We start from the raw sequence: 26,397 nt of genomic DNA, 5'->3' as shown, positions 1-26,397 counted from the left end.
GGTGAAAAGCACACGAAAGGGTGATCGCTTACCTCACCTCAATTGACGCCTTATCGGAAAGAAATGGGCGTCGCCCGGGGAGTTGCGCACAGGCCCGGATCGGAAGGCAACGGATGATCATCAACGGGCTCTGCTGCGCATCGCCGTGAGCACATAAGCGCAGAGCAGAGCGGTCAACGACAACGCCAGCGCCCCGCCCACAGGTTGCACGATCATGCGCACTCCTCCCGCCACATAACGCTCGGCTCCGAACGGCCACTGCATCAGCACGAGTTCCCTCAGCCGCCCCGAAAGACCTGCGGCCGACCGTACAGCTGGGCCTTCAACGGCCTTTTGTACGAGAGGTACGACGACGATCGGCACGCCCAGCACGGCTGCCAGGCCTGCGGTGGTGGAACGGAAGATGCCTGCGGCCAACACGCCGGCCCAGGCGCACCCCGTGAGCAAGGCTGCCCAACTCGCGCTCAGCGAAAGCCAGTCAGTGGGAACTTTGGTGAGCTCTTCTCCGTATACGAGATGGAGCACCGCGGCGTCGGCCCCCACCGTGAGTGCACCCGACAGCAGCGCCGTGGCGGCGGCGACGAGCAGCTTGGCGACAAGCAGTCCCACGCGGCGCGGGACGGTGCCCCGGTCCACGGCGAGGGCGGGGTGGCGGAACTCGTCCCCGAACGCGAGAGCGCCGAGCAACCCTGCCCCGAGAGCCGCCGGTGGCAGCGGCAGTTCCTGAGGCCAGGCGGCGAGCAGACGCGATTGCGGCGTGTGCCCGGCCCGCGCCAGCACGACGCAGAGCAGCGCTGAGGTGGCGAGTACGGCCGCGAGGGTGAAATAGCCGACCCCCACGCCCGTCAGGCGGCGCAGCTCGTATCGCAGGGGGCGCAGAGGGCTGCGGCCGGGGTGGACGGTGATGGGTGGCGGCAGGCGGGAGGCGGAGTCGTCGTGAGGGCTGGGAAGGGCGAGGGAGACGGAAAGGACTGGCGGGACGGGCAGGCTGGCGGAGGGGTCGGTAGAGGGGTTCGTGGCGGAATGCGGATCACCACCGCTTGCAGGCGGAACCGTGTCATCGCCTTCGTTCGACGGCACGAGGGGGAGCGGCGGCGGGAGAGAGGGCGAGGCGGTGACAGGGGGCGCGGACAGCGGCTGAGTCTCGCCCAGGACGGCCTCTTCCGCGGTCTCGGCCTCTCCGGGGGGCGGTGTCTTTCCGTGGGGCGTCTTTCCGTGGGGCGTCTCGCCTTGGGCCGACTCGTCCCGGGTCGTGTCGTCCTGAGTGGGCTCATCCCGGGTCGTGTCGCCTTGGGTCGGCTCTCGAAGGAAGCCACTCGCAGGGGTGGCGTCGGGTGGCGTCCCTGCCTCCGGCTGCCTCCAGGGGCCCGGTGGGCCCCCAGGTCCCGCATCACCCACCTCATCGGCAAGTTGATGGACGAGGATGCCGTGCCGATACGCGGCCTCCCCCACGTCGGCGCAGTTGCTGCCGTAGACAGAGAACCGGTTGCCACCCTCTATGACCACTTCGATGGAGCGCCTACTCGCCCGTGCCTCTTTGGTGAGGAGCGCGCCGAGGCGAGCGGCGTAAGGGCTCAGGACGGCGACGCGGGGACGGAGCCGGGTCCGCGCGAAGTCGGCGGCATCCTGGTCGGCGACGAGCCGCCCCGCCTCCAGCGTGACGACGCGGTCAGCGGCTCGGGCCGCTTCCTTGGGGTCGCTCGTGGCGAACAGAACCGTGCCGCCTTGGCGCGCGTGGGCGCGCAGGATTCCGTGCAGCCAGGCTCCTTCCCGGGCCGAGAGCCCCTCGGTCGGCGCGTCCAGGACCAGCGTGTGCGGATCGGCGAGCAGTGCGCAGCCCAGCCCCAGACGACGGTCCATGCCGCGCGAAAGGGTGCCGAGGCGCTCGTTCCGGAGGCTCACGAGGCCTACAACCTCGAGTACGTCGTCGGCGCGCTGGACGGGCGCTCCGACTGCCGCGCACAGCATGCGCAGGTGCCCGCGGACCGTACGCGCCGGGTGTCCTGGGACGTCACCCAGAAGGACGCCCACCTCACGCGACGGATGGGCGATGCGATGCAGGGGGCGGCCTCTGAAGTACGTGATTCCACGGCCTTGTTGGAGTTCGAGCATAAGCCGCAGCGCCGTGGACTTTCCGGCACCCTCGGCGCCGAGCAACGCCGTGACACGGCCGGCACGCGCCTCGAAGGACACATCGTCGACGGCGGGCGGGAGCTCCTCGCGGGGATTGCTGGTCAGTCCGATGGCCTGGATCATCGCTTCTCTCGCAGGATGTGCGACCGCTCGGGCGGCCGAGGCCCGTCCGCCGGATCGGGGACGGACGAGCCCCCTGGGTACCAAAGCAAGATAACGCTATATTTCCGACTTTTCGGGCAGGAGCTGGACCGCTGGTGTCCCCTGACGGCCGCCATCGGACCGGAGAACGGGCTGGAACCTCAGCGGCTCAGCGTCGGCGGCTTTGAGCCCGCAGTCCAAGGGGCAGCGAGCGAGGAGGCAGCGGACGGTGCCGAAGGCGGGGCGCGCCAGGCCATGAGGCGAGCGCGGTCGGACGTCAGACCTCCGGGCGCAGCATCGGCGGGTTGAGGAGCGTCGCGCCGCCCGCGCGGAAGAGCTGTGCGGGCCGGCCCCCCTGCCGGGTCGTGGTGCCGCCCGTGGGAACGAGAAAGCCCGGGGTGCCCGTCACCTTGCGATGGAAATTGCGGGGGTCGAGGACGACGCCCCAGACCGCCTCGTACACACGCCGCAGCTCGCCGACCGTGAACTCCGGCGGGCAGAAGGCCGTGGCCAGCGACGAGTACTCGATCTTGGAGCGGGCGCGCTCCACACCATCCGCCAGGATCTGTGCGTGATCGAAGGCGAGCGGCGCGGCCGGTTCGCCTTCACGACCGAAGCCGGTCTGGCTGAGCAGCGCCTCCACCGGCGCCCAGCGCGCACTGTGCGCATCGCCGCCCGCTCGGGGCGCAGGCAGATCAGGCGCGAGCGCGAGGTGGGCGACGCTGACCACACGCATTCGCGGATCGCGCTCGGGATCGCCGTACGTGGCGAGCTGTTCGAGATGCGCTCCGTTGTCCTGCGCGGGAGCGTCGGGCTCATGGGCACACAGCCCCGTTTCCTCGATGAGTTCGCGCGCCGCCGCGGCCGCGAGATCCTCGTCCGGGCGTACGAAACCTCCGGGGAGCGCCCAACGCCCTTGGAACGGCGGTTCACCACGCTGCACAGCCAGCGCGCAGAGCGCGTCGCGGCGCACGGTCAGCACGACCAGGTCGACAGTGACGGCGAAGGGCGGGAAGGCCGACGGGTCGTAGGGGGGCATGCGGCGATCATAGTCGTCTTCCTGACGATAAACATCTCCTTCGCGCACGCTTCCTGGGTTGTCGGCTCCGCGGCTTCGTGGGCACTTTCGCGTGGTCGTGGGCCATTGGCGATCCTTCGAGCATTTCCACTCCACAGGGGGCGAACGTTCACGAAGAGGCGGTTCCTGGAAGCCAGGCCTTCTCCACCACCCCGTGACTTGTCGGCCCTGACTTGTCGATCCTGCTCGTCGCCGCGTCACACTCCCAACTGCAGTCCCTCAGCCGCCTCCTCCACCATTGCTAGGCCCAGCCGACTCACCCGAACGGAGAACGGGGCGCCCGCGACACTCAGCCCGGTCAATCCGAGTTCCCCCAACGGGGCACTGCGGACCGGGCTCAACGTCACGGTCCCCGCCGGCGCGTCGGGACGGATACCGGCGAGCGCCGTGAGGACATGCACCCCAGCGGCAGCAGCAGTCGCCGCTGGGCGACAGGCAGCCGGGTGCGGTAGCGGGACCGCTCCTTCCGTGCGCTGTTCCCCTGCGTACATCTCGGGCAGCCGATGGTCGAAGCACGCGGCTGCGGACAACATGCCCTGCAAGAGCGAGCTCGCCTCCTTGTCATATCCCGCCGCCGCAAGGCTTGTGATGGCGATCGCCGTCTCCTGGACACGGACCGCCCCACCTCGGTGCCCGAAGGGGTTGTACGCGGCCTCATTGGACCCGAGGCTGCGCAGTCCCCAGCCGGAATCCATGACAGGCCCTCCCAGCAGCCGGGCGAGCTGTTCGGTCTGGACCTTGTCGAGCAGGCCTGGGGCCATCTCGCCCGAGCCGAGCAGGCCGGTGTCCAAGAGGTGGGCTGCTCCCCCAGTCAGATGTGGCAGGTGGCGGCCGTCCGGCAGGCGGGCCGAAGCCGGTCGGCCACCTGCCCGGTCTGCCACCCAGAACTCCTTCCGGAACGTCGACCGCATCCGCTGTGCCCACTGCCGCAGGCCCGCGGAACCCTCTATGCCGTACGCCTCGAGCAGCTCGGCACCAAGCAGTGCGGCCCGGTGCGCCTGAGCCTGCGTCTCACAGCGCACCAGCCCGCTGGGGTGCCCGTCCGCCAGGAACACGCCGTCCCCGATCCGGTTGCGCAGCCATCGCAGGCACCTCTCCGCCGCGGGCAGCAGTTCCTCCACCTCAGGCTCGGAGAGCCCCCAGCGTCGTGCCTCGGCGAGCAGCACCGGAAAGAGCAACGTCGCCTCGGTGCCGGCGCAACCCGGCGGCAGATGTGGCCCCGCATCCCTCAGTGGTCCCGGGATCATGCCCGACCGAGGGCCCGTCCCCGTGGCCTGGCTCCGAGCAAGGGCCCGCAACGTCCCGGCGGCAAGCCGCGTGCCCAGCGGCAACGCCATGCGGGCGGCAGCCAGCGCCTCGGCAGGCGCCAGTCCACAGCGCCAGGGCGCACCCGCGGCCAGATAGATGTCGGTGGGGTGCTCCGGGTCCCTCAGCAGCAGCGCCTGTAGATCCTCGACGGCTCGGGCGAGCAGCGGCTGGACTCTCGGGTCATCACCGGCCGCCACCGCTGCGGCGACGGAACGCATCGTGCCGTGGCCTGCCGCGCGGATCGGCCCCGTTCCATCGGGTCTCACCCGCAGTTCAACGGTGCGTGAACCGCCTGGTGACAGGTCCACCTCCCAGCGCAGCAACCCTGCCGAGGCCAGAGCGTCCACAGGCGCGGGGTTAGCGGTGACCAGGCAGTGCGCCCCAGTGGCGGACCAGCGCATGCCGGAGTCATGCACACTGGCGGGCACTTCGGACACGGCTCTGCCGGACGCGATGGCGCCCAACTCCGCGAGATCCGTACCGAGGGAGACCTCAAGAGGCAGCCGCAGGGGGCGCGCGGCGGAGCTGTGCAGTGTGATCCGTTCCGTACCGTCGGCATGCCGAGTCCGCTCGACGACGAGTTCCGGGTCGGGGCCGGCACAGGTCGAGAGGCGCATGGTCGCCACGAAGCGGACGCTGTCCGCCGACAGCATGCGGGCCTGCACCGCGACCGGTTCGCGCCCTGCCACACGTACCTGGCAGCGGGACAGCAGCCGTCGCCCTCCTCGGTAAAACCCCTCGAGCCCTCGACCGGTCAACTGCCCTTCTCCCGTCGAGATAGCGAAGGCGGGAAGAGCGACGCAGATCAAGGCTGTGTGCGCGGGTGGGAGTTCCGCGGGCCGGATCGGTGTCTGAGCCGGTGTTTCGGACGGCTGAGGTGAGAGGCGCCGGAACGCAGGGACCGGCATGGCGCGTTGGGGCCCCTCTCTGTCGGGTGCTGGAGACGGGGCGGAAAGGGACATGGGGTGGCTTCTTCGGCGTTGTGTGCGCTACGGAAGGTCGGGGTCGGTGCGGCCGCGCGACCCGGTCGCGGGTACCGCCACTCAGGTGAACGGGCCTGCCCCTCCGCAAGTCACGCCCCCACTGCAGGAAGCCGACCATATGGAGCCAACTTCGTATGGACACCAGCCTTGAGCCCAGCCGCTCCGCCCACCTCGTCCACCTGGCCCACCAAGGGACGGACGCGCTCATCGACCGTTCCTCGCGCCGCGCCTGAGCGTGTGACGCCGGTTCTGAGGCCCCGTTCCCGAGCCACCAGTAGCGCGCGAACCACTGGGGCCGCCTGGTGTGCGGGGGCCGCCCGGGCTTCCTGAAGGGCGGGGAGCATCGGAGGCACTGGGGGACCCGCTCCCGGGCGAGCGGGGCAGCCGACGCCGGCGTCGCCGAGGTGCGCTTTCCTGCGCGTTCGAGACCCCCGTCTCCAACAGCCTCTTTTCATCAGCGGGTTCGGCCGAGCCGTCCGGTGACGCGAAGGCCGCTCCTCCGTCAGGGCTCTCCACGTCACCGCGGTCATCTCGCCTCCTGCGGAGACAGCGACGGATCGGTTCCGGGTCCATGTCCTCATTGCAGGCACGGTTCAGGAGCAGAGCGAACATGTACTCGGGGTCCGCGCACAAAGCCATGTCCAGGGCCTCCTGCCCTTCCGCCAGGTCGCCGAGGGACCAGGCGACCCAGCCGGCAAGGGACAACGGTGCCGCGGCGTGTTCCGCGTACGCCCCGACGCAGCGACGGGACAGTGCCCTCCAGAGACGTAGCGCGGCCGGCGCCTCGTCCCCTTCCATCCACTCGGCCGCGCGGTCGCGCGTGTCCCGGACCTGGAGGCCGAGGATAAGGGCGGCCGCCTCGTCGTGGGCGATCAGTTCGTCGTCCCTGTTGTCGGCCTCAAGCGTGCCGGAAACGGGCGGCGCGTCAGCCAACCGCGCCATGATTCGATGCGCCAGATCAAGCGTCTCGGCAGCAGCGGCGTGCGCCTGTGCACCCAGCATCCTGGGGATGAGCGCGAGGCCGGCGGCATCCAGTGCCCGCTCCTGATCGGTCGCCGCAGCCGTTTCCCACGGGGTCAGACGTGCCCTGATCTCACTCTGCGTGGCAGACACCTGAACTCCCACGTAGGTCGCCGCGGCGGCGAGAACCGAGGTACCCGGCCTGAGCAGAGGGGCGCCTTCCGGCGGGCAGCAGAGGGTGTCCGGACAGCAATAGGTCCAAAAGCGGTCTCCCGAGATACACACGACTTCGAACACCGGGACGTCGAGGGCACCGCACGCCGTACGCAACACCTGCGCCAACGGCCGCAAGTGCTCCACGACTTGTTGGCCGGACGCTGCCTCACCGGGCTCCCGGCACAGGAAGGCGATGACGCCGTCCGGGCGGGCCCCCCTCCGCTCGCAGCCGCCCACCAGGCACTGGGCCAGCTGATGTGCGACGCTCGGCCAGTCCTCCGCGCGTTCCGGGATTCCCAGCCGCACGCGCCCGCCGAACTGCCCGTTTTCACCGTGGAGAGCGATCAGCACGATGCTGTCCTCGGGCTTGAAGCCAAGCAAGTACGGCAGGGCATCAGCCAGCTCGGCCGGGGTACGCAGGGTGACCAGCGGCTCGTCGAACGGGTTGGTCTGGACCGTCCCCTCGCCCAGGTCGCTGCGGTTGCCGGGACGGTCAAGCTCGTCGGGAGCAGCCGGGCCTGCGGGGTGGGACGGGCTTACGGGATGGTCCGGGCCTGCGGGACGGAGCGGGCCGATGGGATCAGCCGGTCCGGTGGGGTCAGCGGGGGTGGCAGGACCGCCGGGGCGGGGGGCGTCTGCGGCTTCCATCGACCCGCCGGGACGAGCCGCATCGTTCGGCTCGATGCCGTTCACGCCGATATCACTCGGGCCGATGTCGTTGGCGTCGATGTCACTCGGGCCGATGCCGTTCGCGTCGGCCGGACCGATTGCTTCGCTGTGATTCGTCATGCGCCGACTGTCCCGCGGATCACTTGATTCCGGTTGCCCCTGTGGATAACCCTGGGCAGGGGCACGCCAAGATGGACAGGAGCACGCCAAGACTTATCCACAGTCCGGCGGACCCGTTCGCGTAATGTCAGACCCATCGGGTTGCATGGGGGCATGACCAACGAAGACTTGCGCACGGCGGCCGATGCCGTACTCGCCCGCCTCGTCGGCGGTCCCGCACCCGCTTCCGGCGAGGCGCCGGAGCCGGGCGGCGCCAGGCTGCGCGAGGATCAGTGGCGTGCGATCGAGGCGCTGGTCGCCGACAAGCGCCGGGCGCTGGTCGTGCAGCGCACGGGCTGGGGCAAGTCCGCGGTGTACTTCGTCGCGACGGCCCTGCTGCGTGCGCGCGGCAGCGGACCCACCGTGATCGTCTCGCCGCTGCTCGCCCTCATGCGCAATCAGGTCGAGTCAGCCGCCCGAGCCGGCATCCGTGCACGCACGATCAACTCCTCCAACACGGAGGAGTGGGAGTCCGTCCAGGCTGAGGTCGCCGCGGGGGACGTCGACGTGCTGCTGGTAAGCCCGGAACGACTCAACAATCCGGACTTCCGCGACCAGGTTCTGCCCAAGCTCGCGGCAGCCACCGGGCTGCTCGTCGTCGACGAGGCGCACTGCATCTCCGACTGGGGTCACGACTTCCGGCCCGATTACCGCAGGCTTCGCACCATGCTCGCGGACCTCCCGCCCGACGTGCCTGTCCTGGCCACCACGGCGACCGCCAACGCGCGCGTGACGGCGGATGTCGCCGAGCAGCTGGGTACCGGGGGTGGTTCGGACGCACTGGTGCTGCGCGGGCCCCTGGACCGGGAGAGCCTGAGCCTGAACGTGCTCCAGTTGCCGAATGCCGCGCATCGTCTGGCCTGGCTGGCCGACCATCTCAACGACCTGCCGGGTTCCGGCATCATCTACACCCTGACGGTCGCCGCCGCCGAGGAGGTGACCGCCTATCTGCGACAGTGCGGGCACACGGTCGCCTCGTACACGGGGAAGACCGAGAACGTCGACCGTCAGCAGGCCGAGGAAGACCTTCTCGCCAACCGCGTGAAGGCTCTGGTCGCCACCTCCGCGCTCGGCATGGGCTTCGACAAACCTGACCTGGGGTTCGTGGTCCACCTCGGCTCCCCCTCATCACCCATCGCCTATTATCAGCAGGTAGGGCGGGCGGGCCGCGGTGTCGACCACGCGGAGGTGCTGCTCCTGCCGGGCAAGGAGGACGAGGCGATCTGGAACTACTTCGCCTCAGTCGCCTTCCCGCCCGAGGAGCAGGTGCGCCGCACGCTTGATGTCCTGGCCGAAGCCGGGAGGCCGCTCTCGTTGCCTGCCCTGGAGCCCCTGGTCGAGCTCCGCCGCTCGCGGCTCGAGACGATGCTGAAGGTCCTCGACGTGGACGGCGCCGTCCGGCGCGTGAAGGGCGGCTGGGTCTCCACCGGCCAGCCGTGGGCGTACGACACCGAGCGCTACGCCTGGGTGGCCAAGCAGCGGCAGGCCGAGCAACAGGCGATGCGCGAGTACGCGTCGTCGTCCGGTTGCCGCATGGAGTTCTTGCGGCGCCAGTTGGACGACGAGGGCGCGGCCCCCTGTGGCCGTTGTGACAACTGCGTGGGCGCGCGCTTCGGGGATGAGGTCTCCTCTGCCGCGCTGGACTCGGCTCGGGGCGAACTCGGGCGGGCGGGCGTGGACGTCGAGCCCCGCAAGATGTGGCCCACCGGCTTGGCCGCGGTCGGCGTGGACCTCAAAGGACGTATTCCAGCAGGTGAACAGGCCGCTCCCGGGCGGGCATTGGGCCGGCTCTCCGACATCGGGTGGGGTAACCGCCTGCGTCCGATGCTCGCCCCGCAGGCCCCGGACGGACCGGTCCCTGACGATGTGGCGAAGGCCGTGGTGGACGTGCTGACGGACTGGGCGAAGGGCCCGGGTGGCTGGGCCGCGGGTTCGGGCGACGCCCAACCGCGACCGGTAGGCGTAGTGACCATGACCTCTCACACCCGGCCGCAGCTGATCCAATCGCTGGGCGCCCGCATCGCCGAGGTCGGGCGACTCCCTCTCCTGGGCTCCATCGAGTACACCGCGGGGGCCGATGCGGGGCGGGTCCCCAGGAGTAACAGCGCTCAGCGTCTGCGCGCTCTGGATGGCGCGCTGGCGGTGCCGCCCGCGCTCGCCACCGCGCTCCGGGAAGCCGATGGACCCGTGTTCCTGGTCGACGACATGACCGACAGCGGCTGGACTCTCGCAGTGGCGGCACGCATGCTGCGCCGCGCCGGTGCCAAGGGGGTGTTGCCGCTGGTCCTGGCCGTGCAGGGCTGAAGTGAGCGTCAAGAGACCGCGAGTTGGGCAGGGATATACGTGACGCATCGGCCAATACCGGTGCGTGGCCCCTACTTTCTCGTTGCCGCAAGCCACTGCGGCGGGAAGAATTGGAGTTGCTCCCCGCGCGGAATCCGTAGCCCGACAGGGCTGTACCGCGGTGCGCTCCTCATTCCGACCCCGCCCTCAGTTGGCGCGTAGCCGAAGGGAGGACCGTGACCTTCGGATTCGCTCCGTCCGACGCGGCACCGCTGTCGCAGTCTTCGACGTCGGCAGAGATGTCCGCCGATTCAGCCCACCGACTGGCCCGCATGCTCGAACCTGCGGAGTGGTCCGCTGCGGGAATCCCCCTGCTGCGCAATCCTCGTGAAGTCGTGAGCGGTCTGCACTCCCGACATCGGCCGACACCCTTGACGGCAGTCGTGGCAGTGCTGGACGTGGACGAACGAATCCGGGCGAGCGCTTCGTTCAGTCGGCGCGCGACCGCGACGGACGGCTGGATATTCCGTAACGCGCTTCTCGCCCAGTTGCGCCGGGTCATCCCACACGATCTGCGGCGCCGCACTCCGGTGCGCACGGCTGTGCTGCTCTACTGCCGTGAGGGGGATGCCCGTTGGACGCAGGAGGACGGGGCCTGGATGTGGGGCCTGCGGGATGCCTGCACCTTGCATGGGTTGCGGTGCGGTGCGTACATCACGCTGACCCACGATGGCTGGCAGGTGCTCGGTGAGGGGCGGAGCGGCCGCAGACCGAGCGCTGGTTCGGAACCCGAAGCCTTCACTGGGGCCGATCCGCCGACTCCTCGCGCCGGAGGCGCAGCCTCGGAGGTACTTCGCCGCGCGGCGGCACGGTGACGCAGGCCGACGGGCACTACCGCCCGCCCGCAGGTCACGACCTCGTCGTGGGACTCAGGCCCGGGCTGGGGCTCGGGCTCGGGCTCGGGCTCGGGCTCGGGCTCGGGCTCAAAGAGTTTCAGTGCCCTGAGCCGCTCAACACAGACGCGGCTGTCGCGACGGCAGACTCGTCAGCAGCGGCGGCCGTCCCCGCACCGGATACGGTCCGGCTCAGGCCGGCCGCGCAAGCACGCGTCGGCCAGGGCTGCCAGACACAGGAACGACGAGGCACGGGTGCAGGTGGGGCACGACCGCGCAACCGCCTCCAGCACCGCGCCGCCCGCACACAGGAAGCCGCAGGACCGGCACCGCCCGCACGTCACAGCGTGGATCGGTAAGTCAGCGAGCCAGCCGTGACTCGCGCGACAACCGCCGGATCACCACGACCCCAACCTGCACGACACGACCCGGCCTGCACGACACGGCACCGGACGCGGCGCCCGCAGCACGGTGGATACCGCACGGCGCACGCTGACACCGCACGGCCCCCCGTCGAGCGACACACGACCCGCGTCGGCCGCCGCCGACGTGCAGTCCCCTGCCGGACGTCGTCCCACGCCTGACGCAGGCATCAGGCGCCGTACGCCGGAGGCACAACACGCCAAGCGAGTACGTGCCAGGCGGAGGCGCCGGAAGCGAACTCCGGACGCGAACGTCAGACGCCCGCGCCCAGCATCGAGTTGATCCGCTGTGGGTCGCCGCACACGATCAGCAGGGCGCCTGCCCGCGTCACGGCTGTGGGCAGCGCGGCGGCCGCGGTCTCTTCGTTGCCGCCGTTGACGGCGACGACGACCACAGGCCGGGATGCCGCACGGGTCAGCGCTGCGGCGTCGGCGTAGAAGACGTCGTCGCCCGCGTCGTGCTGAGCCCAGTAAGCGGCCTCGCCGAAGGACAGCTCATGCGCGGCCCACGGGTGAGGTTCGCCGGTGGTGATCACCAGGATGTCCCCGGGCGCGCGCCCGGAGTCAAGAAGCAGGTCGACGGCTTCCTCCGCCGCATCCAGCGCACCCTCGACCGAAGCCGGGATCAGCTGAATCTGCGGAACCGAAGCCGCGGAGTCACGGCCGGTGGACGGTACGGAAGCGGACGCTCCGGAAGCAGTCGCCCCAGGTGCGGAGTGACCGGTGGTGGAGGGTCCGGAAGCAGCCGGGGCGGACGGCCCGGGCTTGGCGGTCGCATCGCGCGGCGCGCGCTGCGCGGACGGCATTGGCCGGGCAGGGCCCGGACGGCCGGGGCGCGGCGGAGCCGCGGGACGCGGACCGGGTACGGGGCGAGGGGTCGGCGCGGTACGGCCATTGGCCGGCGTGGCGCGGGGACCCTGGGCACTCTCGTGAATCTGAGGCTCCTCGGGAATGAGAGGCATGAAGTGTTGTCTATCAAACGCCGATACGAGTCGCGTCGGCGGGTGGCACATGAGTGCGACCGGAAGGGCCGGAAAAGAGTCAGAACTCAAAGCCGAGCTGACCCTCGATTTCCGGAACGTTTCCGTCCGCCCAACTGCGGGCCTTCTTCAGGTGCCGCCACTGGGGCAGCGCATCAAGATACGCCCACGAAAGCCGGTGGTACGGGGTGGGTCCCCGCTCCGCCAGCGCTGCCTTGTGTACCGGCGAGGGATAGCCGGCGTTGGCCGCAAAACCGAAGTCTGCATGTTCGATGCCCAGTTCGGCCATCATTTTGTCGCGGCGAACTTTGGCAATGACCGAAGCCGCGGCGACGGCCACACAGGATTGGTCGCCCTTGATCACCGTACGTACCTGCCAGGGAGCGCCGAGGTAGTCGTGCTTGCCGTCGAGGATGACCGCGTCCGGACGGACCGGCAGCCCCTCCAGCGCGCGCACCGCGGCGAGTCGCAGCGCGGCCGTCATCCCCAGTTCGTCGATCTCCTCGTGCGAGGCGTGCCCGAGGGCGTGCGCCGTGACCCAGCTCTCCAGTTCCGCCGCGAGCGCGGTGCGCCGCTTGGGGCTGATCAGCTTGGAATCGGTGAGCCCTTCGGGCGGCCGACGCAGTCCCGTGATCGCCGCGCAGACGGTGACGGGCCCTGCCCACGCACCGCGCCCGACCTCGTCGACACCAGCGACGATCTTCGCTCCGGTGGTGGCGCGCAAGGAGCGCTCGACGGTGTGGGTAGGTGCTTCGTACGGCATGGCGCCAGATAGCCTACGCCGCCCGAGGTCGCCAGCGACACCCAGGCCCGTCAGGGGTGCGGAAGCGGGAGCGTCACCTGATCGACCACCTGATTGACGAGACCTTCGAACTCCTCGTCACGCCATTCGCTCCCGCACACTTTGGAGCGACACATGAGCACGGCCGGAATGGCGTCACACACATAGGCGTCCGCACCTTCGGAACGCGCCTCTCCGCGCTCGATCCCGTGACGTGGGACCTTTTGGATCAGCCTCGCGCTCGGCTCGACGACACCCTCAAAGATCACTGTGTGGAAGCGCTCGGCCGTTGCCAGGTCGCACTCGTGAAGCACGGCACGAACCCTCGGTACTGTTCGCCGCGTTTGTGTTCGTGTTCGTGTTCGTCGAGCAACGCACCTCACAGTCGATCTCGCCGTCGCAGCTGTTCGCGGGCAAGGCAGGCTCCTCGGCGGTATGAACCATCCGGAGCGTGCGGTGTCAGCGGTACGAGACGACCGTGGGCTCCTCACGGCAGGCTCCCCAGTGTGCCGAGGGAGGCCGCTCCTCGATGATCGTCCGGGCCCTCGACTCCCCCAGGCTGGTCGCGTACCAAGGGGCACGCTCCGACCCGAGGTCGTCGGCGATGGGCTTGATCGCACATGAGCGCTGCGGTTCCGGCAGCTTGTCGAGGGCCGGTATCGCGTCCGCGGACAGCTGGCGCGCGTAATCGAGGTCGAGCTTTCCGGTGTCCTCGTAACGGTGCACGTTGCGCTCGGCAATCATCGCGTCCGGCGACAGCAGGCCGAAGGCCAAAACTCCCGCCGCGGCACTCGCGGCGACGGCGCGCGGCAGCCACCGCGCCCCCCAGATCCCGGCGGCCATGATCAACAGAATGATCACCCCGAGCCAGAGCTCCACGGCCACGACCGAGATTCTCAGCCTGGTCAGCCCATACGCCTCCACATACATGTCCATACGCCGCACCGCGGAGGCCACCACGACGAGCGTCATCGCGCAGAGCGTGCCGAGCACCGTACGCACGAGCGTGCGGTCCTTGGCGCCGTCACGAGGTGCCCAGCGCAACGCGAACACGATCACGAGCAGCGTGAGGAGCGTGGCCAGGAGTAACTGCCAGAATCCCTGCCGCGCATAGGCGGAGTACGAGAGTCCGGTCCTGTCGAGGACGGTGTCATACCCGCCGAAGAGAACGGCCAGTTGAACGGCGTTGAACGCCCCGAACAGAACATTGAGCACGATCAGCGGAAGCGCCCACTCCATCCGCCCACGCGCTCGGCCGGGTTTCACCACAAGGCGGTCCCACCGAAGGGGAGAAGCGGCGACGTGCGCTGCGGCGAGTGCGCCGACCGCGCCGATCACCAGGAGCAGGAGGCGCAGGGGGACCCCGGCGAGCGAGGTGTCCGGTATCAGCTCACCGAGCAGGTCGGCGAACGCGGCATCCGCTCCGGCGAACAGCGCGCCGAAGAGCAGCAGCAACGCGGCAGTCATTGCCGCCGCCCGCATCGCGGGGCCTGCCCCACGCGCACTGCTCCCCCGCTCGCGCATGCCGCGCCAACCCCAGACGATCCCCTTCCACACCGCGTCGAAGAGACCGATGGGGCTCAGGATCACCCCGAGCCAGGTCCGGCAGCCGTGCAAGGCGAGCGAACCGAGCACGACCGAGGAGACGACCGCGAGGAACGACGGCCACCCCGCGTCCCGCAGCGCGGGCACGACCAGCAGCGCGAGTCCGCCGACCGCCCACGTCAGAGACCAGCCACCGGGTCGGCTGCCGGCCTTTGGGGAGGCGAAGTAGGCAGCGAGTGCGACAGGGATGGCGACGATCAGAAGATTGATCGCCAGCCCGTCGCCGAGGAACAGCATGCTCAGTACGGCGGCGGCGAGCACCGAGCAGAGCGTCGCCGTCCGGACGGGCCCGGGCGGGTCGGTACGCAGGTCGGCGAGGATCGGCGTGGTCTCGGGCACCGGATAGCCCCAAGCGGCGTGGGGCTGCGGCCTCCCCCCTCCGGCTGCCTGGTCCTGCGGATGCCGCGGACGTTGCGGAGGCTGTGGTGGCCCGTATGTCTGGTACGGCGACGGTGTCGGAGCCCGGCCCTGCGGCCTGGCCTGATCACCACTTCCTGCGAGCTTCGCCCCTTGCCCACCGATCACTTCGGCCCCATCGCGCCGCTCTTCAGCGGCCGACGCCCCGGTGGCGCCGGGGGTCTCCGCCGTCGCGGACGCGTCCGCAGGGGGCGCATCTGGCCCAGCTGATGCAGCTGGCACAGCCGGTGCAGACGGTGTGGTTGGCGCAGCCAGTCCAAGGCCTGTGGCCGATGCCCCGCCCGCACCAGATCCATCGCCACCAGCGGACACGCTGCCGGGAGCGGATCTGTCACCGTGATCGTCGGCGGATACGTCGCCGCGGCCGGACGCATCACCATCGGCAGCAGCTCGGCCGCCGCGTGGCCCTTCACCACCGCGTCCTGCTTCACCACGGGGAGTCGACTCACCGCTGGCGGGCGCGGAACTGCGAGCGGAAACGGCACCACGATCGGGTACGCCACCGCCATCGGGTACGCCACCATCCCCACCATCAGGCACACGACCGCGAGCGGTTACATCACCACCAGCTGGAACGTCACCCCTCGCAGGTACGTCACCATCGGCTGCTGTGTCGGACACGGGACCCCCTCCCGGCCGGTTCACCGCTGCCGCGCGCGGCTCACGGAGGTGGCCACTGGGCTGCCGGGACCGGCATCTCGTTACAACGCGCACCAACCAAGATCAATTGGCGGGCCGCATCAGCGTATCCGCGCGTCCGTGCCCAGCTGCCAGCCAGGGCGCGCCTGTGGCACGACCGTGACGTGGAGCCGCTAATGGCTCCCGGAATGCCCGGGCTCAGGCCTTCCCTGCCGGCAACCAGCCCGGCAGCGCCTCGGTCCGCTCCAGCCACTCCCCGGGCGGCAAGCCGCCTTCCCCGGAAGCGACTACGCCTCCCACGATGGCGCAGGTCGTATCCATGTCGCCGCCCACCTGGGCGGTATCCCAGATGGCTCGTTCATACGCCCCCAGCCCCCGGGCCGCCGACCACAACGCGAACGGCACCGTGTCGTGGGCCGTCGTGCGGCGGCCGCACCCCAGGATCGCGGCGACCGTCGCCGCGTCGCCGTAGTCGAGCATGTCCCGCGCCCTGCGCAGTCCCGCGCCCACGGCACTGCGCGGCACCAGGGCGATGACACCGTCAAGGAGTGCCTGCGGCGTCGGCGGCCCCGCCGGGTCGGCCGTCAGCGCCGCGGCCGCGGCCACCGCCATCGCCCCGACCACTGCCTCCCGGTGCTGGTGCGTGGTGTAGGCCGAGATCTCCGCCTGATGTGTCGCCTGCTCCGGGTCGTCCGCGTACCAGGCGCCGAGCGGAGCGATCCGCATCGCTGCGCCGTTGCCCCAGGACCCTTGCCCCTTGAACAGCGCAGAGGCCAGTTCCCGCCAGTCACCGCCCTCACGAACCTGCCGCAGGAGCCGGTTCACCGCAGGGCCGTACCCGCGGTCGAAGTCGTGGTGCTCGGCGAAGGACCGGGCCAGCGCGTCCTGATCGATCCGGTGGTGCTCTATGAGGACGGCCAGCACTGAGCAGGCCATCTCGGTGTCGTCGGTCCACTGCCACGGGGCGTCCGGCAGCTGTCGGTGCTTGAGCAGCGGGTAGTGCGCGGGCACGAAGAACTGGGAGCCCAGCGCGTCCCCCACCGCCAGTCCGCGCAGGCTGGCCAGAGCGCGCTCCAGGCGCCGGTCGGGAGAGGAGTCAGCGGTCATCGCCCTGCCACTCTATCCGGTGACGCCGTACGGCTCCGGCTCCCGCCAGCGCACGAACGGCCGGTCCAGTACGTACTTGCCGTCCTCGCCCAGCACCAGCATCCTCATCTCGCCGTTCCCCGGGTTGGCCAGGGACTCGAACTCTGCCACCGTCCAGTGGAACCAGCGCATGCAGAACAGCCGCATGGTGAGCCCGTGTGTGACCAGCAGGACGTTCGGCGGGTGGTCCGGGGCCTCGAAGCTCCGGTAGAGGCTCTCCAGGAAGGCCCCCACCCTGTCGTAGACATCCGCCCCCGACTCGCCCTGCGCGAAGCGGTAGAAGAAGTGGCCGTACGCGTCCCGGTACGCCTTCTGGAGGCGCACGTCGTCCCTGTCCTGCCAGTTGCCCCAGTCCTGCTCCCGCAACCTGGGCTCCTCGCGCACCCGCACCAGCTCCGGGTCGAGCCGGAACTCCTGCAGCGTCTCGTGCGTGCGGCGGTACGGCGAGACGTACACGCTCACCCGTTCCCGGCCGAGCACCTCCCGCAGCCGTCTGCCCGTCTCCGCCGCCTGGGCCCGCCCCGTCTCGGTGAGGGCGAGCGCGTGATCGGGCTCGCGCTCGTACACGGTGTCGTCGGCGTTCCCCGCCGACTCGCCGTGCCGGACCAGGATGATGCGCCGCGGGCGTGCCATGCGGAAACCCTAGATCGGCTCTGTCGCGGGTGGGTCAGGCGGGTAGCCGTCCCGACTCCATCCGGCGTATTCGGCCCGTGAAGCGCCGCCGCAGCGACCGGTCGTGCGAGACGACGACCAGCGCTCCTGTCCATTCGTCGAGTGCCATCTCCAACTCCTCGACCAGGCCGAGCGCCAGATGGTTGGCGGGCTCGTCGAGAAGCAGCAGGTCCGCGGGTCTGGCGAGCAGCCGCGCGAGAGCCAGCCTCCGGCGCTGCCCGGCGGAGAGCGCCCCCACCGGGACGTGCAGATCGCCTTCCCGGAACAGTCCGAAGGAAAGGAGCAACTCCGTCTGCTCCTCCTCGGTCAGCCCGAGCCCTTTGCCGAAGGCCCCAAGGACGCGCTCGGCAGGACGTCGGACCGGTACCTCCTGCGCCAGATAGCCGATCCGCCCCCTGCGGACAACGGTGCCTTCGTCCGGTTCCAGAACGCCCGCCAAGGTGCGCAGCAAAGTGGACTTCCCCGCGCCGTTGCCCCCGTGGATCAGCAGGCGCTCACCGGCCGACACCGTGAGTTCCTCCACGGCGAGCCGCTCGCCCACGCGTACGTCCCTCAAGGCCACCAACGCGCCTTCGGTGGCGCCCGTCATGGGACGAGCCGCGAACCTCAGCGGCTCGGGCGGCTTGGGCACGGGCTGCTCATGGAGCCGGCGGAGCCGCTCCTGCACGTTGCGCACCCGGCCCGAGACGGAGGCCTGGACACGGCCTCCCGCCCGGTCGTACGCCATTTTGTTGTTGTCCTTCATGGCGCGTCCGCCGGCGACAGCATGGGCGGTGGTCGCCATGAACTCCTGAAGCCGTGTGGTCTCCTCGCACCACTGCGCGTACTCCTGCTCCCAGCGCGCGCGGGCCGCCGCCCGCTCCGCCAGCAGCCCTTGATAGCCGCCGCCGTGCCGCACCACTGTCCTGCGGTCGCCGTCCACTTCGAGGATCACGGTGGTGACCCGCTCCAAGAAGGTGCGGTCGTGGGAGACCGCCACCACCGTGCCGCGATGTGCCGACAGGGCGCTCTCCAGCCAGTCCAGCGCCCCCTCGTCCAAGTGGTTCGTCGGCTCGTCCAGGAGCATGACTTCCGGGGCGGCGGCGACGAGGCAGGCCAGACCGAGCCGCGCCTGCTCACCCCCGGAGAGACTGCCCAGGGTTCTGTCCTTGCCGATGTGCCCGAGGCCCAGGCCGTGCATCGCCTTGTCCACGCGCGCGTCCGCCTCATAGCCGCCGCGCAGTTCGTAGGTCGTCAGCAGGTCGCCGTACTCCCCCAGATCCTCTTCGGTGGCGGAGCCGAGGTCCGCTTCGAGGGCACGCAGCCGTCGCTCCATGGTCCGCAGCTCGGCCAGCGCCGCGTCGACAGCGTCACCGACACTGTGGTCGGCAGGCAACCGGGGAGTCTGCGCCAACAACCCCGCCCCGTGTTCGGCGACGGTCACGACCTGACCTTCGTCGGGTCGTTCGTCACCGGACATCAGGTGCAGCAGCGTCGACTTACCCGCGCCGTTCTCCCCCACGACGCCTATGCGCTCGCCCGGCCTGATCGCGAGGGAGACCGCGTCGAACAGCAGCCGATCACCACGGGCCTTGGTCACGCCATGCAGAGAGATCTGAGTAGGCAACGGCTCCCCCGATTCCAGATTCACGTCACCAAACGCTACGGCTGTTGCGTTACGTCGAGTGTAGCATGGCGATCGGACTAACGCAACAGCAGTTGCAGTAGACTCCGTCGAGATGAGATGACGGAGAGGGGTAGGCCATGGCAAATAGGCCTGTTGCCGCTGGTCAGAGGGGCCAGAGACGCGACGCGGACCAGCGCGCCGCTAGTTCGACGAGTGGCGGCGGAGGCCGACGGAACCAGCCCGAAGGAGCCCCGACCCAGCTCACCGAGCCAGCGCGGCTCACCGAACAACCGTCTGCCCCCGAACCACCGCGGCTCACGAAGTCGCCCCGTCGCGCGGCGGCGTCGAAGCCCGACGGACCCGAGCCGGCCGCGTCGAGCGCCGCCCCCGGCACCCGCCGCCCCGGCGGCCGCACGGCCCGCACCCGCGCCGCCGTCCGCGACGCCGTGCTGAGCGGCCTCGCCGACCACGGGTATCCCGGCCTAACCGTCGAGTACGTGGCCGATCACTCAGGGGTCCACAAGACCACGCTGTACCGCCGCTGGGGCGGGCTCGAAGGCATGGTCGCCGACGCCCTGGACCTGGCGGGCGAGGACACGTGGACACCACCGGACACCGGCAGCCTCGAAGGGGATCTGCGGGAACTGGCCCGGGAGGTGGTCGACTCCTTCTCCGACGAGGCGTCGGCCGCGGCACCGACCGCCTTCATCGCCGCCGCCTTCCAGTCCGAGCGGGCCGCCCAAGCCCTCCACTCCTTCTACGCCGAGCGGTTCAGCCGCTGCGAGGTGGTCGTCAAGCGTGCCATAGAGCGCGGCGAGGCAACCGCTGACACCGACGCGGCAGCCCTCGTCCGCGCCGTGTCCGCGCCCCTCCTCTTCCGCGTGTTCATCACACGCGAGCCGATCGACGCGGCGCTCGCCGACCAGTCGGCGGCGGCGGCCTTCGCCGCCACGCGCGCAGGGGTGTTCGCCGGGCGATGACGGCCCCCGCGCCGCGAGAAGGGGTCACACCGTCCAGGAGGGCTCCAGGTGCACGATGTCACCGGCGAGGGCGGCGACATCGGCATCCGTCTGCGCACGCAGCGAGAGACGCTCCACCCGCTCGGCACGGTATTTTCCGTGCTCGGCGGCGGACTGCCACATGGAGAGCACGAGGAACTCATGTCCGGGCGCCTCTCCGAAGAGCCCTCGCACCATCCCGGGTGAGCCGGCCATCGCCGGGTTCCACACTTTCTCCTGCATCAGGGCGAAGTGTTCGACCCGCTCTTCATGGACCCGGCAGTGCGCCACCCGCACCACGTCCGCACCCGTGAAGCGCGGCTCGAAGCCCGTCTTCACGTCGAAGCGGTGATCGAAGAGCTTGGCCTGGAGGTCCTTGTACGTACCCCCTTGCGCAGCCGCCAGGCGGTCGTGTGAGCGAGCCATGAAGGAGTCATAAAAGGCCCGGCTTTCCCAGAAGGCGAAGACATGGGCGACGCCCGGCCGCCCTCGGCTCCACCCCCCGCCCTGCCCCCGGAACCCCGGCTCCCCCAAAAGCCCCGCCCATTTCCGCTGTCCTCGCTCGAACCCCCGACGGTCCACCACGGTGCAGCGTGTCCACTTGACCAGCACCGCGCCATCGTACGGCGCGGAGTGCGACCCGGGTCACGCTCCGGCGTAGTGCACCCGGATCAACTCGGCAGCGTCAGCGGCTTCCAGCTCGATACCGAACTCCCGAGCGAGAATCGTGGTCAATTCACCCACAGGAACGTCCTGTTCGTCGAGCGAGCCGTCTGGACGCGTCCGGCTCAGCCGATCGCCCACCAGCCGGCGGCGCACCTCCGGAGCGGCCCTCTGCACCACCGGCCGACGGATGAAGGACGACTTGGGGTGAGTCGCCGTGTAGTGGTTCATCACTACGTAGTCGACAGGCAAGCGGGGCTCCAAGGTGTAGGCGTACAAGTCGAACCATCCGCCACTGCGCCATGTCCGCAGGACCAGAACCCCGGTGTCCTCACGGTGAAGCTGGAATCGCCACTCCCCTTGGTGCATTTCAGCGCCGTCGCGCAGCGGAATCGGCTCCAGCAGCCCGTCGGCGCCGAAGCCGACGTCACAGTGCCACTCCTCGCCGTCCACCTCGACCTTCAAAAGCATGTGCGTCACCGCGCGCGTGGTGGACGCCCCGGCCCTGACGCGCGCCCCAAGTCCGGTGACACTGAAGCCGATGCGCTCCAGAGCCGCCGCGAACAGGAGGTTCTGCTCGTAGCAGTAGCCTCCCCGCCGCCCGCGGACCATCTTGTCCTGCAGCGCGGAAAGGTCCAGCGGAACCGGACGGCCGAGCATCATTTCGAGGTTCTCGAAGGGGATCGCCGCCACGTGCGCCCTGTGCAGTGCGCGCAAGCTGTCCAGATCCGGCTTCGCCCCACCTGTGTGCCCGAGCCTGGCCAAGTAGGCCTCGATGTCGAGTTCTTCCCCGTTCCATGTCATGAGGCAATGATCCCCATGGTGGCTGCGGCCCCCTGGCCCGCCTCGCCCTGCGGCTTGTCGCACCCTTTTGACCAGGGAAGCTACTCCGTTGTCAGTCCTACGCCGTAGCGTGTGTCCGGGACATCCTGGCGGATCGACGACGGCCAGGTCACGAGGAGGGGGAAGTCCAATGAGCAGTGTCAGCAAGGGAATCAAGAAGGTCGAAGTAGGCCTCAAGTGGGACCCCAGCCCGGCCGGTACCCCGCCCAACGACCTCGACATCATCGCCGCGACGTACGCGTCGGAGGCTCCGTACGGCAATCCCGTGTACCTCGTCCATTTCGACAGCCGCTCACCGGACGGCACGATCACCCTCAACCGTGACAGCCGGACGGGTCAGGGCTTCGGTTTCGACGAGGTCATGGTCCTGGAGTTGGACCGCCTCGCGTCCAGGTACTCCCGGGTCGTGGTGGGGGTGGCGATCCAGCAGCAGGAAGGACAGAAGGTGTTCGGCGACATCACGAACACCGTCGTGCGCATCCGCGAGGGGTACACGGACCTGGCACAGAGTGACCTGGCGGCCGTCGCCGGCAGCACGGCCACGACCATCGCCGAATTCACGCGGGACGAGTCCGGGACATGGACGTTCCGCGAGGCGATCCGCGGTTTCGACGCCGATCCCACGTCGTTCGCTGCCCTCATGGGGAGCGAAGTCTGACATCGGCCTCATGGGGCGGCCGAAATCTTGGCCCACGCTGAGCGGTGCGCGGGGACGGCGTTCCCAGGAAGAGCCCTGCGGGCACGACGAAGGGGACCGACGAGTCGCCGATCCCCTTCATGCCGCTGTCAGCAGGCAGGCACCCGATCAGCTGTGCCGGAAGCGCGCCCGGCACAGCCCTTCACAGGTCAGCTGCAGCCGCTGGTGGAGCCGCAGCCCTCGCAGATGTAGCAGGAGCCGGCCCGCTGCATCTTCGTACCGCAGGAGAAGCACAGCGGCGCGTCGGCCTGGATGCCCAGCTGCATCTCGACGAGCTCGGCGCTGGTGTGCGCCTGCTGCGGGGCGGGCTGCGCCGCCTCGGTCTCAGCCTTCGGCGTGGCGACCGCCTTCAGCGACTCGGTCTGGCGCGGAGCCGACTGTGCCAGCCCTTCGACGTCGACCTCGGAGTCGTCGAGCGACGGCTCGTAGGAACCCGTCTCCAGGTGACGCTGACGCTCCTCGGCGGAGTGGATGCCGAGCGCGGAGCGCGTCTCGAAGGGCAGGAAGTCCAGCGCCAGGCGGCGGAAGATGTAGTCGACGATCGACTGCGCCATCCGCACGTCCGGGTCGTCCGTCATACCGGCCGGCTCGAAACGCATGTTCGTGAACTTGGAGACGTACGTCTCCAGGGGCACGCCGTACTGCAGACCGACGGAGACGGCGATCGAGAAGGCGTCCATCATGCCCGCGAGGGTCGAGCCCTGCTTGGACATCTTCAGGAAGACCTCGCCGAGACCGTCGTCCGGGTAGGAGTTGGCCGTCATGTAACCCTCGGCGCCGCCCACCGTGAAGGAGGTGGTGATGCCGGGGCGACCCTTCGGGAGGCGCTTGCGGACCGGGCGGTACTCGACCACCTTCTCGACCGCGGCGCGGATCGTCTCCTCGGCCTTCTCGGTGATCTCGGTCTTCTCCGTCTCCTTCTTCTTGGCGGAGAGCGGCTGGCCGACCTTGCAGTTGTCGCGGTAGATGGCGAGCGCCTTGACGCCCATCTTCCAGGCCTCGAAGTAGACCTCTTCGACGTCCTCGACGGTGGCGGTCTCCGGGAGGTTGACCGTCTTCGAGAGGGCGCCCGAGATCCACGGCTGAATCGCGGCCATCATGCGGACGTGGCCCATCGCGGAGATGGAGCGCTCACCCATGGCGCAGTCGAAGACCTCGTAGTGCTCGGTCTTCAGGCCCGGGGCGTCGATCACATTGCCGTTCTCGGCGATGTGGGCGACGATCGCCTCGATCTGCTCCTCCTGGTAGCCCAGGCGACGCAGGGCCTGCGGCACGGTGCCGTTGACGATCTGCATCGAGCCGCCGCCGACGAGCTTCTTGAACTTCACCAGGGCGAGGTCGGGCTCCAGGCCCGTGGTGTCGCAGGACATCGCGAGACCGATGGTGCCGGTCGGGGCGATGACGGACGCCTGGGAGTTACGGAAACCGTTCTTCTCGCCGAGGCGGATCACGTCCTGCCAGGCCTCCGTGGCGGCGGCCCAGATCGGCGTGTCCAGGTCGTCCATGCGGACGGCCGAGGCGTTGGCATCGGCGTGCTGCTTCATGACGCGCTTGTGCGGCTCGGCGTTGCGGGCGTAACCGTCGTAGGGGCCGACGACCGCGGCCAGCTCGGCGGAACGCTTGTACGACGTACCCGTCATCAGCGACGTGATGGCACCGGCGAGGGCGCGGCCGCCGTCGGAGTCGTACGCGTGACCGGTGGCCATCAGCAGGGCGCCGAGGTTGGCGTAACCGATGCCCAGCTGACGGAAGGCGCGGGTGTTCTCGCCGATCTTCTGGGTCGGGAAGTCCGCGAAGCAGATCGAGATGTCCATCGCGGTGATGACCAGCTCGACGACCTTCGCGAAGCGCTCAACGTCGAAGGACTGGGTGCCCTTGCCATCGTCCTTGAGGAACTTCATGAGGTTCAGCGAGGCGAGGTTGCAGGACGTGTTGTCCAGGTGCATGTACTCACTGCACGGGTTCGAGCCGTTGATCCGGCCGGACTCCGGGCAGGTGTGCCAGGCGTTGATGGTGTCGTCGTACTGGATGCCGGGGTCGGCGCAGGCCCAGGCGGCCTCGGCCATCTTGCGGAAGAGCGACTTGGCGTCGACCTCCTCGATGACGTCACCGGTCATCCGGGCCCGCAGGCCGAACTTGGAGCCGGACTCCACGGCCTTCATGAACTCGTCGTTCACCCGGACCGAGTTGTTGGCGTTCTGGTACTGGACGGACGTGATGTCGTCACCGCCCAGGTCCATGTCGAAGCCCGCGTCACGCAGGGCGCGGATCTTCTCCTCTTCCTTGACCTTGGTCTCGATGAAGCCCTCGATGTCGGGGTGGTCGACGTCGAGGATGACCATCTTGGCCGCGCGGCGCGTGGCGCCACCGGACTTGATCGTTCCTGCGGAAGCGTCGGCACCGCGCATGAAGGAGACAGGACCCGAGGCGTTGCCCCCGGAGGACAGCAGTTCCTTGGAGGAACGGATGCGGGAGAGGTTCAGGCCGGCGCCGGAGCCGCCCTTGAAGATCATGCCCTCTTCCTTGTACCAGTCGAGGATCGACTCCATGGAGTCGTCGACGGCCAGGATGAAGCAGGCGGAGACCTGCTGCGGCTGGGGCGTGCCGACGTTGAACCAGACCGGCGAGTTGAAGCTGAAGATCTGGTGCAGGAGGGCGTACGCCAGCTCGTGCTCGAAGATTTCGGCATCGGCGGGCGAGGCGAAGTAGTTGTAGTCCTCGCCGGCCTTGCGGTAGGTCTTCACGATGCGGTCGATCAGCTGCTTGAGGCCGGTCTCGCGCTGCGGGGTACCGACGGCCCCGCGGAAATACTTGCTGGTGACGATGTTGACCGCGTTCACCGACCAGAAGTCGGGGAACTCGACGCCACGCTGCTCGAAGTTGACCGAGCCGTCGCGCCAGTTGGTCATGACGACGTCACGGCGCTCCCAGACCACCTCGTCGTACGGATGCACGCCGGGGGTCGTGTGGATGCGCTCGATGCGCAGACCCTTGGCCTTGGACCCCTTGGCGCGGGAACCTCGTGCCGGGCCGCTCGTCGTCTCGGTCATGCCGCCTCCCTGTTTCAGGCTAAAACGCCCTGAAGTGCCACGATCTTCCCGTGACACGGATGTGTATCTTGGCGTCGCGGGCATCGCAAAGGACACCCACGACAGGTCTGGTTTCGCCGCCGGCCGGTCGGTCAGCCGGTCAGTCGGCGGCGGTGGCGGGCACCGGGACTTCGGCAGTCCCTCCGGGCCCGCATTCATGCACGACGCGCTCTCCGCCCGCGTCGCGCGGCTCCGCGTCGAGCCGCTGTTCCCTCAGCTCCCCGATGGCAGCCTCGAAGTCTTCGAGCGAGTCGAATGCGCGGTACACGGAGGCGAAGCGCAGGTAGGCGACGAGGTCGAGTTCCTGCAGCGGACCGAGTATGGCCAGCCCGACGTCGTGGGTGGTCAGCTCGGCGCTTCCGGTGGCACGGACAGCCTCTTCCACCCGCTGCCCGAGAAGGGCGAGGGCATCCTCGGTGACCGGCCGCCCCTGGCACGCCTTACGGACGCCATTGATGACCTTCGTACGGCTGAAGGGCTCGGTCACGCCGCTGCGCTTGATCACCATCAGTGAGCACGTCTCCACGGTCGTGAAACGACGGGAGCAATCGGGGCACTGGCGGCGCCTTCGGATCGACGTGCCGTCGTCCGTGGTGCGGCTGTCGACTACGCGGCTGTCGGGGTGCCTGCAGAAGGGGCAGTGCATGGAACTCCCAACCCTCCTTCACGGCACGACTCATAAGCGTCAACGGACCCGTGGGGCCCCTCGAAGCAGCCCCAAGCATAGGCGATGCGTGAGCCCCTGAAAGACCAGGGACCACAACTTCTGGGCTGCCTCCGCAATCCAACCACTAGATCTGGGGTTTGACCGCTTTTTCGCCCCCTCGCGTGTCGCACCGCCCCGGGCCGCGCCAGGCCCGCGAAGGCGTCACGCGCGCAGCTCGGAAAGGGGGCCGGTGCCGGGTTGACGGGGCACCGGGTGGCAGTATGGGAGCCCAGCGAGGGGCTCACTGCCTCGGCGGTGAAGCGTACCGTAATGAACCGAATTGCCGTTCGGCCCGAGCGTCGGCCATACA

At 69.4% G+C, this 26,397-nt stretch carries 19 protein-coding genes and 1 pseudogene; 4 read left to right on the top strand and 16 right to left on the bottom strand.

The genetic code is table 11. The features are described 5' to 3' along the window. Window positions 1–120: 120 nt before the first annotated feature. From J2N69_RS27790 to J2N69_RS27775, 4 genes are all read right to left on the bottom strand, one after another. Entirely contained in the window at window positions 121–2,256 is a 2,136-nt protein-coding gene (locus J2N69_RS27790; protein ID WP_230903133.1) for an ABC transporter ATP-binding protein, read from the bottom strand. 295 nt (window positions 2,257–2,551) lie between these two features. Further along, complete coding sequence (locus J2N69_RS27785; RefSeq protein ID WP_230903132.1) at window positions 2,552–3,313, bottom strand: NUDIX hydrolase; 762 nt, start codon at window positions 3,311–3,313, stop codon at window positions 2,552–2,554. A 236-nt stretch (window positions 3,314–3,549) separates the two neighbouring features. Next, the gene (locus J2N69_RS27780; protein ID WP_230903131.1) at window positions 3,550–5,568 is read right to left on the bottom strand and encodes a glycogen debranching N-terminal domain-containing protein; all 2,019 of its coding nucleotides are present in this window, start codon (window positions 5,566–5,568) and stop codon (window positions 3,550–3,552) included. A 279-nt stretch (window positions 5,569–5,847) separates the two neighbouring features. Beyond that, window positions 5,848–7,608 carry a DUF4192 domain-containing protein gene (locus tag J2N69_RS27775; RefSeq protein WP_230903130.1) on the bottom strand — a complete coding sequence of 587 codons (1,761 nt, stop codon included), beginning with the start codon at window positions 7,606–7,608 and terminating at the stop codon, window positions 5,848–5,850. A 153-nt stretch (window positions 7,609–7,761) separates the two neighbouring features. On the opposite strand from J2N69_RS27775, the gene J2N69_RS27770 reads away from it, so the two are divergent. Together J2N69_RS27770 and J2N69_RS27765 are read left to right on the top strand one after the other, a co-directional pair. Further along, a complete protein-coding gene (locus J2N69_RS27770) occupies window positions 7,762–9,951 on the top strand; it encodes a RecQ family ATP-dependent DNA helicase (RefSeq protein ID WP_230903129.1) in 2,190 nt (729 codons plus the stop codon). 215 nt (window positions 9,952–10,166) lie between these two features. Beyond that, window positions 10,167–10,805, top strand: a complete 639-nt coding sequence (locus J2N69_RS27765; protein ID WP_230903128.1) for a hypothetical protein — start codon at window positions 10,167–10,169, stop codon at window positions 10,803–10,805. A gap of 694 nt (window positions 10,806–11,499) precedes the next feature. Here J2N69_RS27765 and J2N69_RS27760 read toward each other — a convergent pair. The 8 genes from J2N69_RS27760 to abc-f all read right to left on the bottom strand — a co-directional run bounded on the left by J2N69_RS27760 (window position 11,500) and on the right by abc-f (window position 19,091). Further along, entirely contained in the window at window positions 11,500–12,207 is a 708-nt protein-coding gene (locus J2N69_RS27760; protein WP_230903127.1) for a hypothetical protein, read from the bottom strand. A 79-nt stretch (window positions 12,208–12,286) separates the two neighbouring features. Next, window positions 12,287–12,988, bottom strand: coding sequence for a ribonuclease HII (locus J2N69_RS27755; RefSeq protein WP_127911242.1), 702 nt, complete (start codon window positions 12,986–12,988; stop codon window positions 12,287–12,289). 50 nt (window positions 12,989–13,038) lie between these two features. After that, entirely contained in the window at window positions 13,039–13,320 is a 282-nt protein-coding gene (locus tag J2N69_RS27750; protein WP_330166834.1) for a TetR family transcriptional regulator C-terminal domain-containing protein, read from the bottom strand. Window positions 13,321–13,465: 145 nt separating this feature from the next. Further along, window positions 13,466–15,250, bottom strand: coding sequence for a DUF4153 domain-containing protein (locus tag J2N69_RS27745; RefSeq protein ID WP_408056816.1), 1,785 nt, complete (start codon window positions 15,248–15,250; stop codon window positions 13,466–13,468). Beyond that, the gene (locus J2N69_RS27740; RefSeq protein ID WP_230903125.1) at window positions 15,133–15,459 is read right to left on the bottom strand and encodes a hypothetical protein; all 327 of its coding nucleotides are present in this window, start codon (window positions 15,457–15,459) and stop codon (window positions 15,133–15,135) included. Before J2N69_RS27740 ends, J2N69_RS27745 begins: the two co-directional genes overlap by 118 nt. 406 nt (window positions 15,460–15,865) lie before the next feature. Then, entirely contained in the window at window positions 15,866–16,774 is a 909-nt protein-coding gene (locus tag J2N69_RS27735; protein ID WP_230903124.1) for an ADP-ribosylglycohydrolase family protein, read from the bottom strand. A 12-nt stretch (window positions 16,775–16,786) separates the two neighbouring features. Then, complete coding sequence (locus tag J2N69_RS27730; protein ID WP_230903123.1) at window positions 16,787–17,446, bottom strand: histidine phosphatase family protein; 660 nt, start codon at window positions 17,444–17,446, stop codon at window positions 16,787–16,789. A gap of 34 nt (window positions 17,447–17,480) precedes the next feature. Then, window positions 17,481–19,091 carry a ribosomal protection-like ABC-F family protein gene (abc-f, locus tag J2N69_RS27725; protein WP_408056920.1) on the bottom strand — a complete coding sequence of 537 codons (1,611 nt, stop codon included), beginning with the start codon at window positions 19,089–19,091 and terminating at the stop codon, window positions 17,481–17,483. Between the two features lie 371 nt (window positions 19,092–19,462). On the opposite strand from abc-f, the pseudogene J2N69_RS27715 reads away from it, so the two are divergent. Then, a pseudogene (locus J2N69_RS27715) lies at window positions 19,463–20,071 on the top strand (TetR/AcrR family transcriptional regulator C-terminal ligand-binding domain-containing protein); the annotation flags it as partial. Window positions 20,072–20,095: 24 nt separating this feature from the next. On the opposite strand, the gene J2N69_RS27710 reads toward J2N69_RS27715, so the two are convergent. Next, on the bottom strand, window positions 20,096–20,701 hold the full coding sequence (locus J2N69_RS27710; RefSeq protein ID WP_230903121.1) for a YdbC family protein: 606 nt from the start codon (window positions 20,699–20,701) through the stop codon (window positions 20,096–20,098). Window positions 20,702–20,734: 33 nt separating this feature from the next. Further along, window positions 20,735–21,556, bottom strand: coding sequence for an arylamine N-acetyltransferase family protein (locus J2N69_RS27705; RefSeq protein WP_230903120.1), 822 nt, complete (start codon window positions 21,554–21,556; stop codon window positions 20,735–20,737). Window positions 21,557–21,665: 109 nt separating this feature from the next. Here J2N69_RS27705 and J2N69_RS27700 point away from each other — a divergent pair, with 109 nt between their 5' ends. Next, window positions 21,666–22,253 carry a TerD family protein gene (locus J2N69_RS27700; protein WP_269075677.1) on the top strand — a complete coding sequence of 196 codons (588 nt, stop codon included), beginning with the start codon at window positions 21,666–21,668 and terminating at the stop codon, window positions 22,251–22,253. Between the two features lie 188 nt (window positions 22,254–22,441). Here the strand turns inward: J2N69_RS27700 and J2N69_RS27695 are convergent, their stop codons facing one another. Then, window positions 22,442–25,342, bottom strand: coding sequence for a vitamin B12-dependent ribonucleotide reductase (locus J2N69_RS27695; protein WP_230903118.1), 2,901 nt, complete (start codon window positions 25,340–25,342; stop codon window positions 22,442–22,444). Between the two features lie 139 nt (window positions 25,343–25,481). Beyond that, window positions 25,482–26,027 carry a transcriptional regulator NrdR gene (gene nrdR / locus J2N69_RS27690; RefSeq protein WP_230903117.1) on the bottom strand — a complete coding sequence of 182 codons (546 nt, stop codon included), beginning with the start codon at window positions 26,025–26,027 and terminating at the stop codon, window positions 25,482–25,484. Window positions 26,028–26,397 lie beyond the last annotated feature (370 nt).

The organism is Streptomyces huasconensis (assembly GCF_021028635.1).
Classification (GTDB): Bacteria; Actinomycetota; Actinomycetes; order Streptomycetales; family Streptomycetaceae; genus Streptomyces; species Streptomyces huasconensis.
The sequence above is the reverse complement of the archived record's forward strand: the minus strand, read 5'-3'. Positions and strand labels throughout refer to the sequence as shown.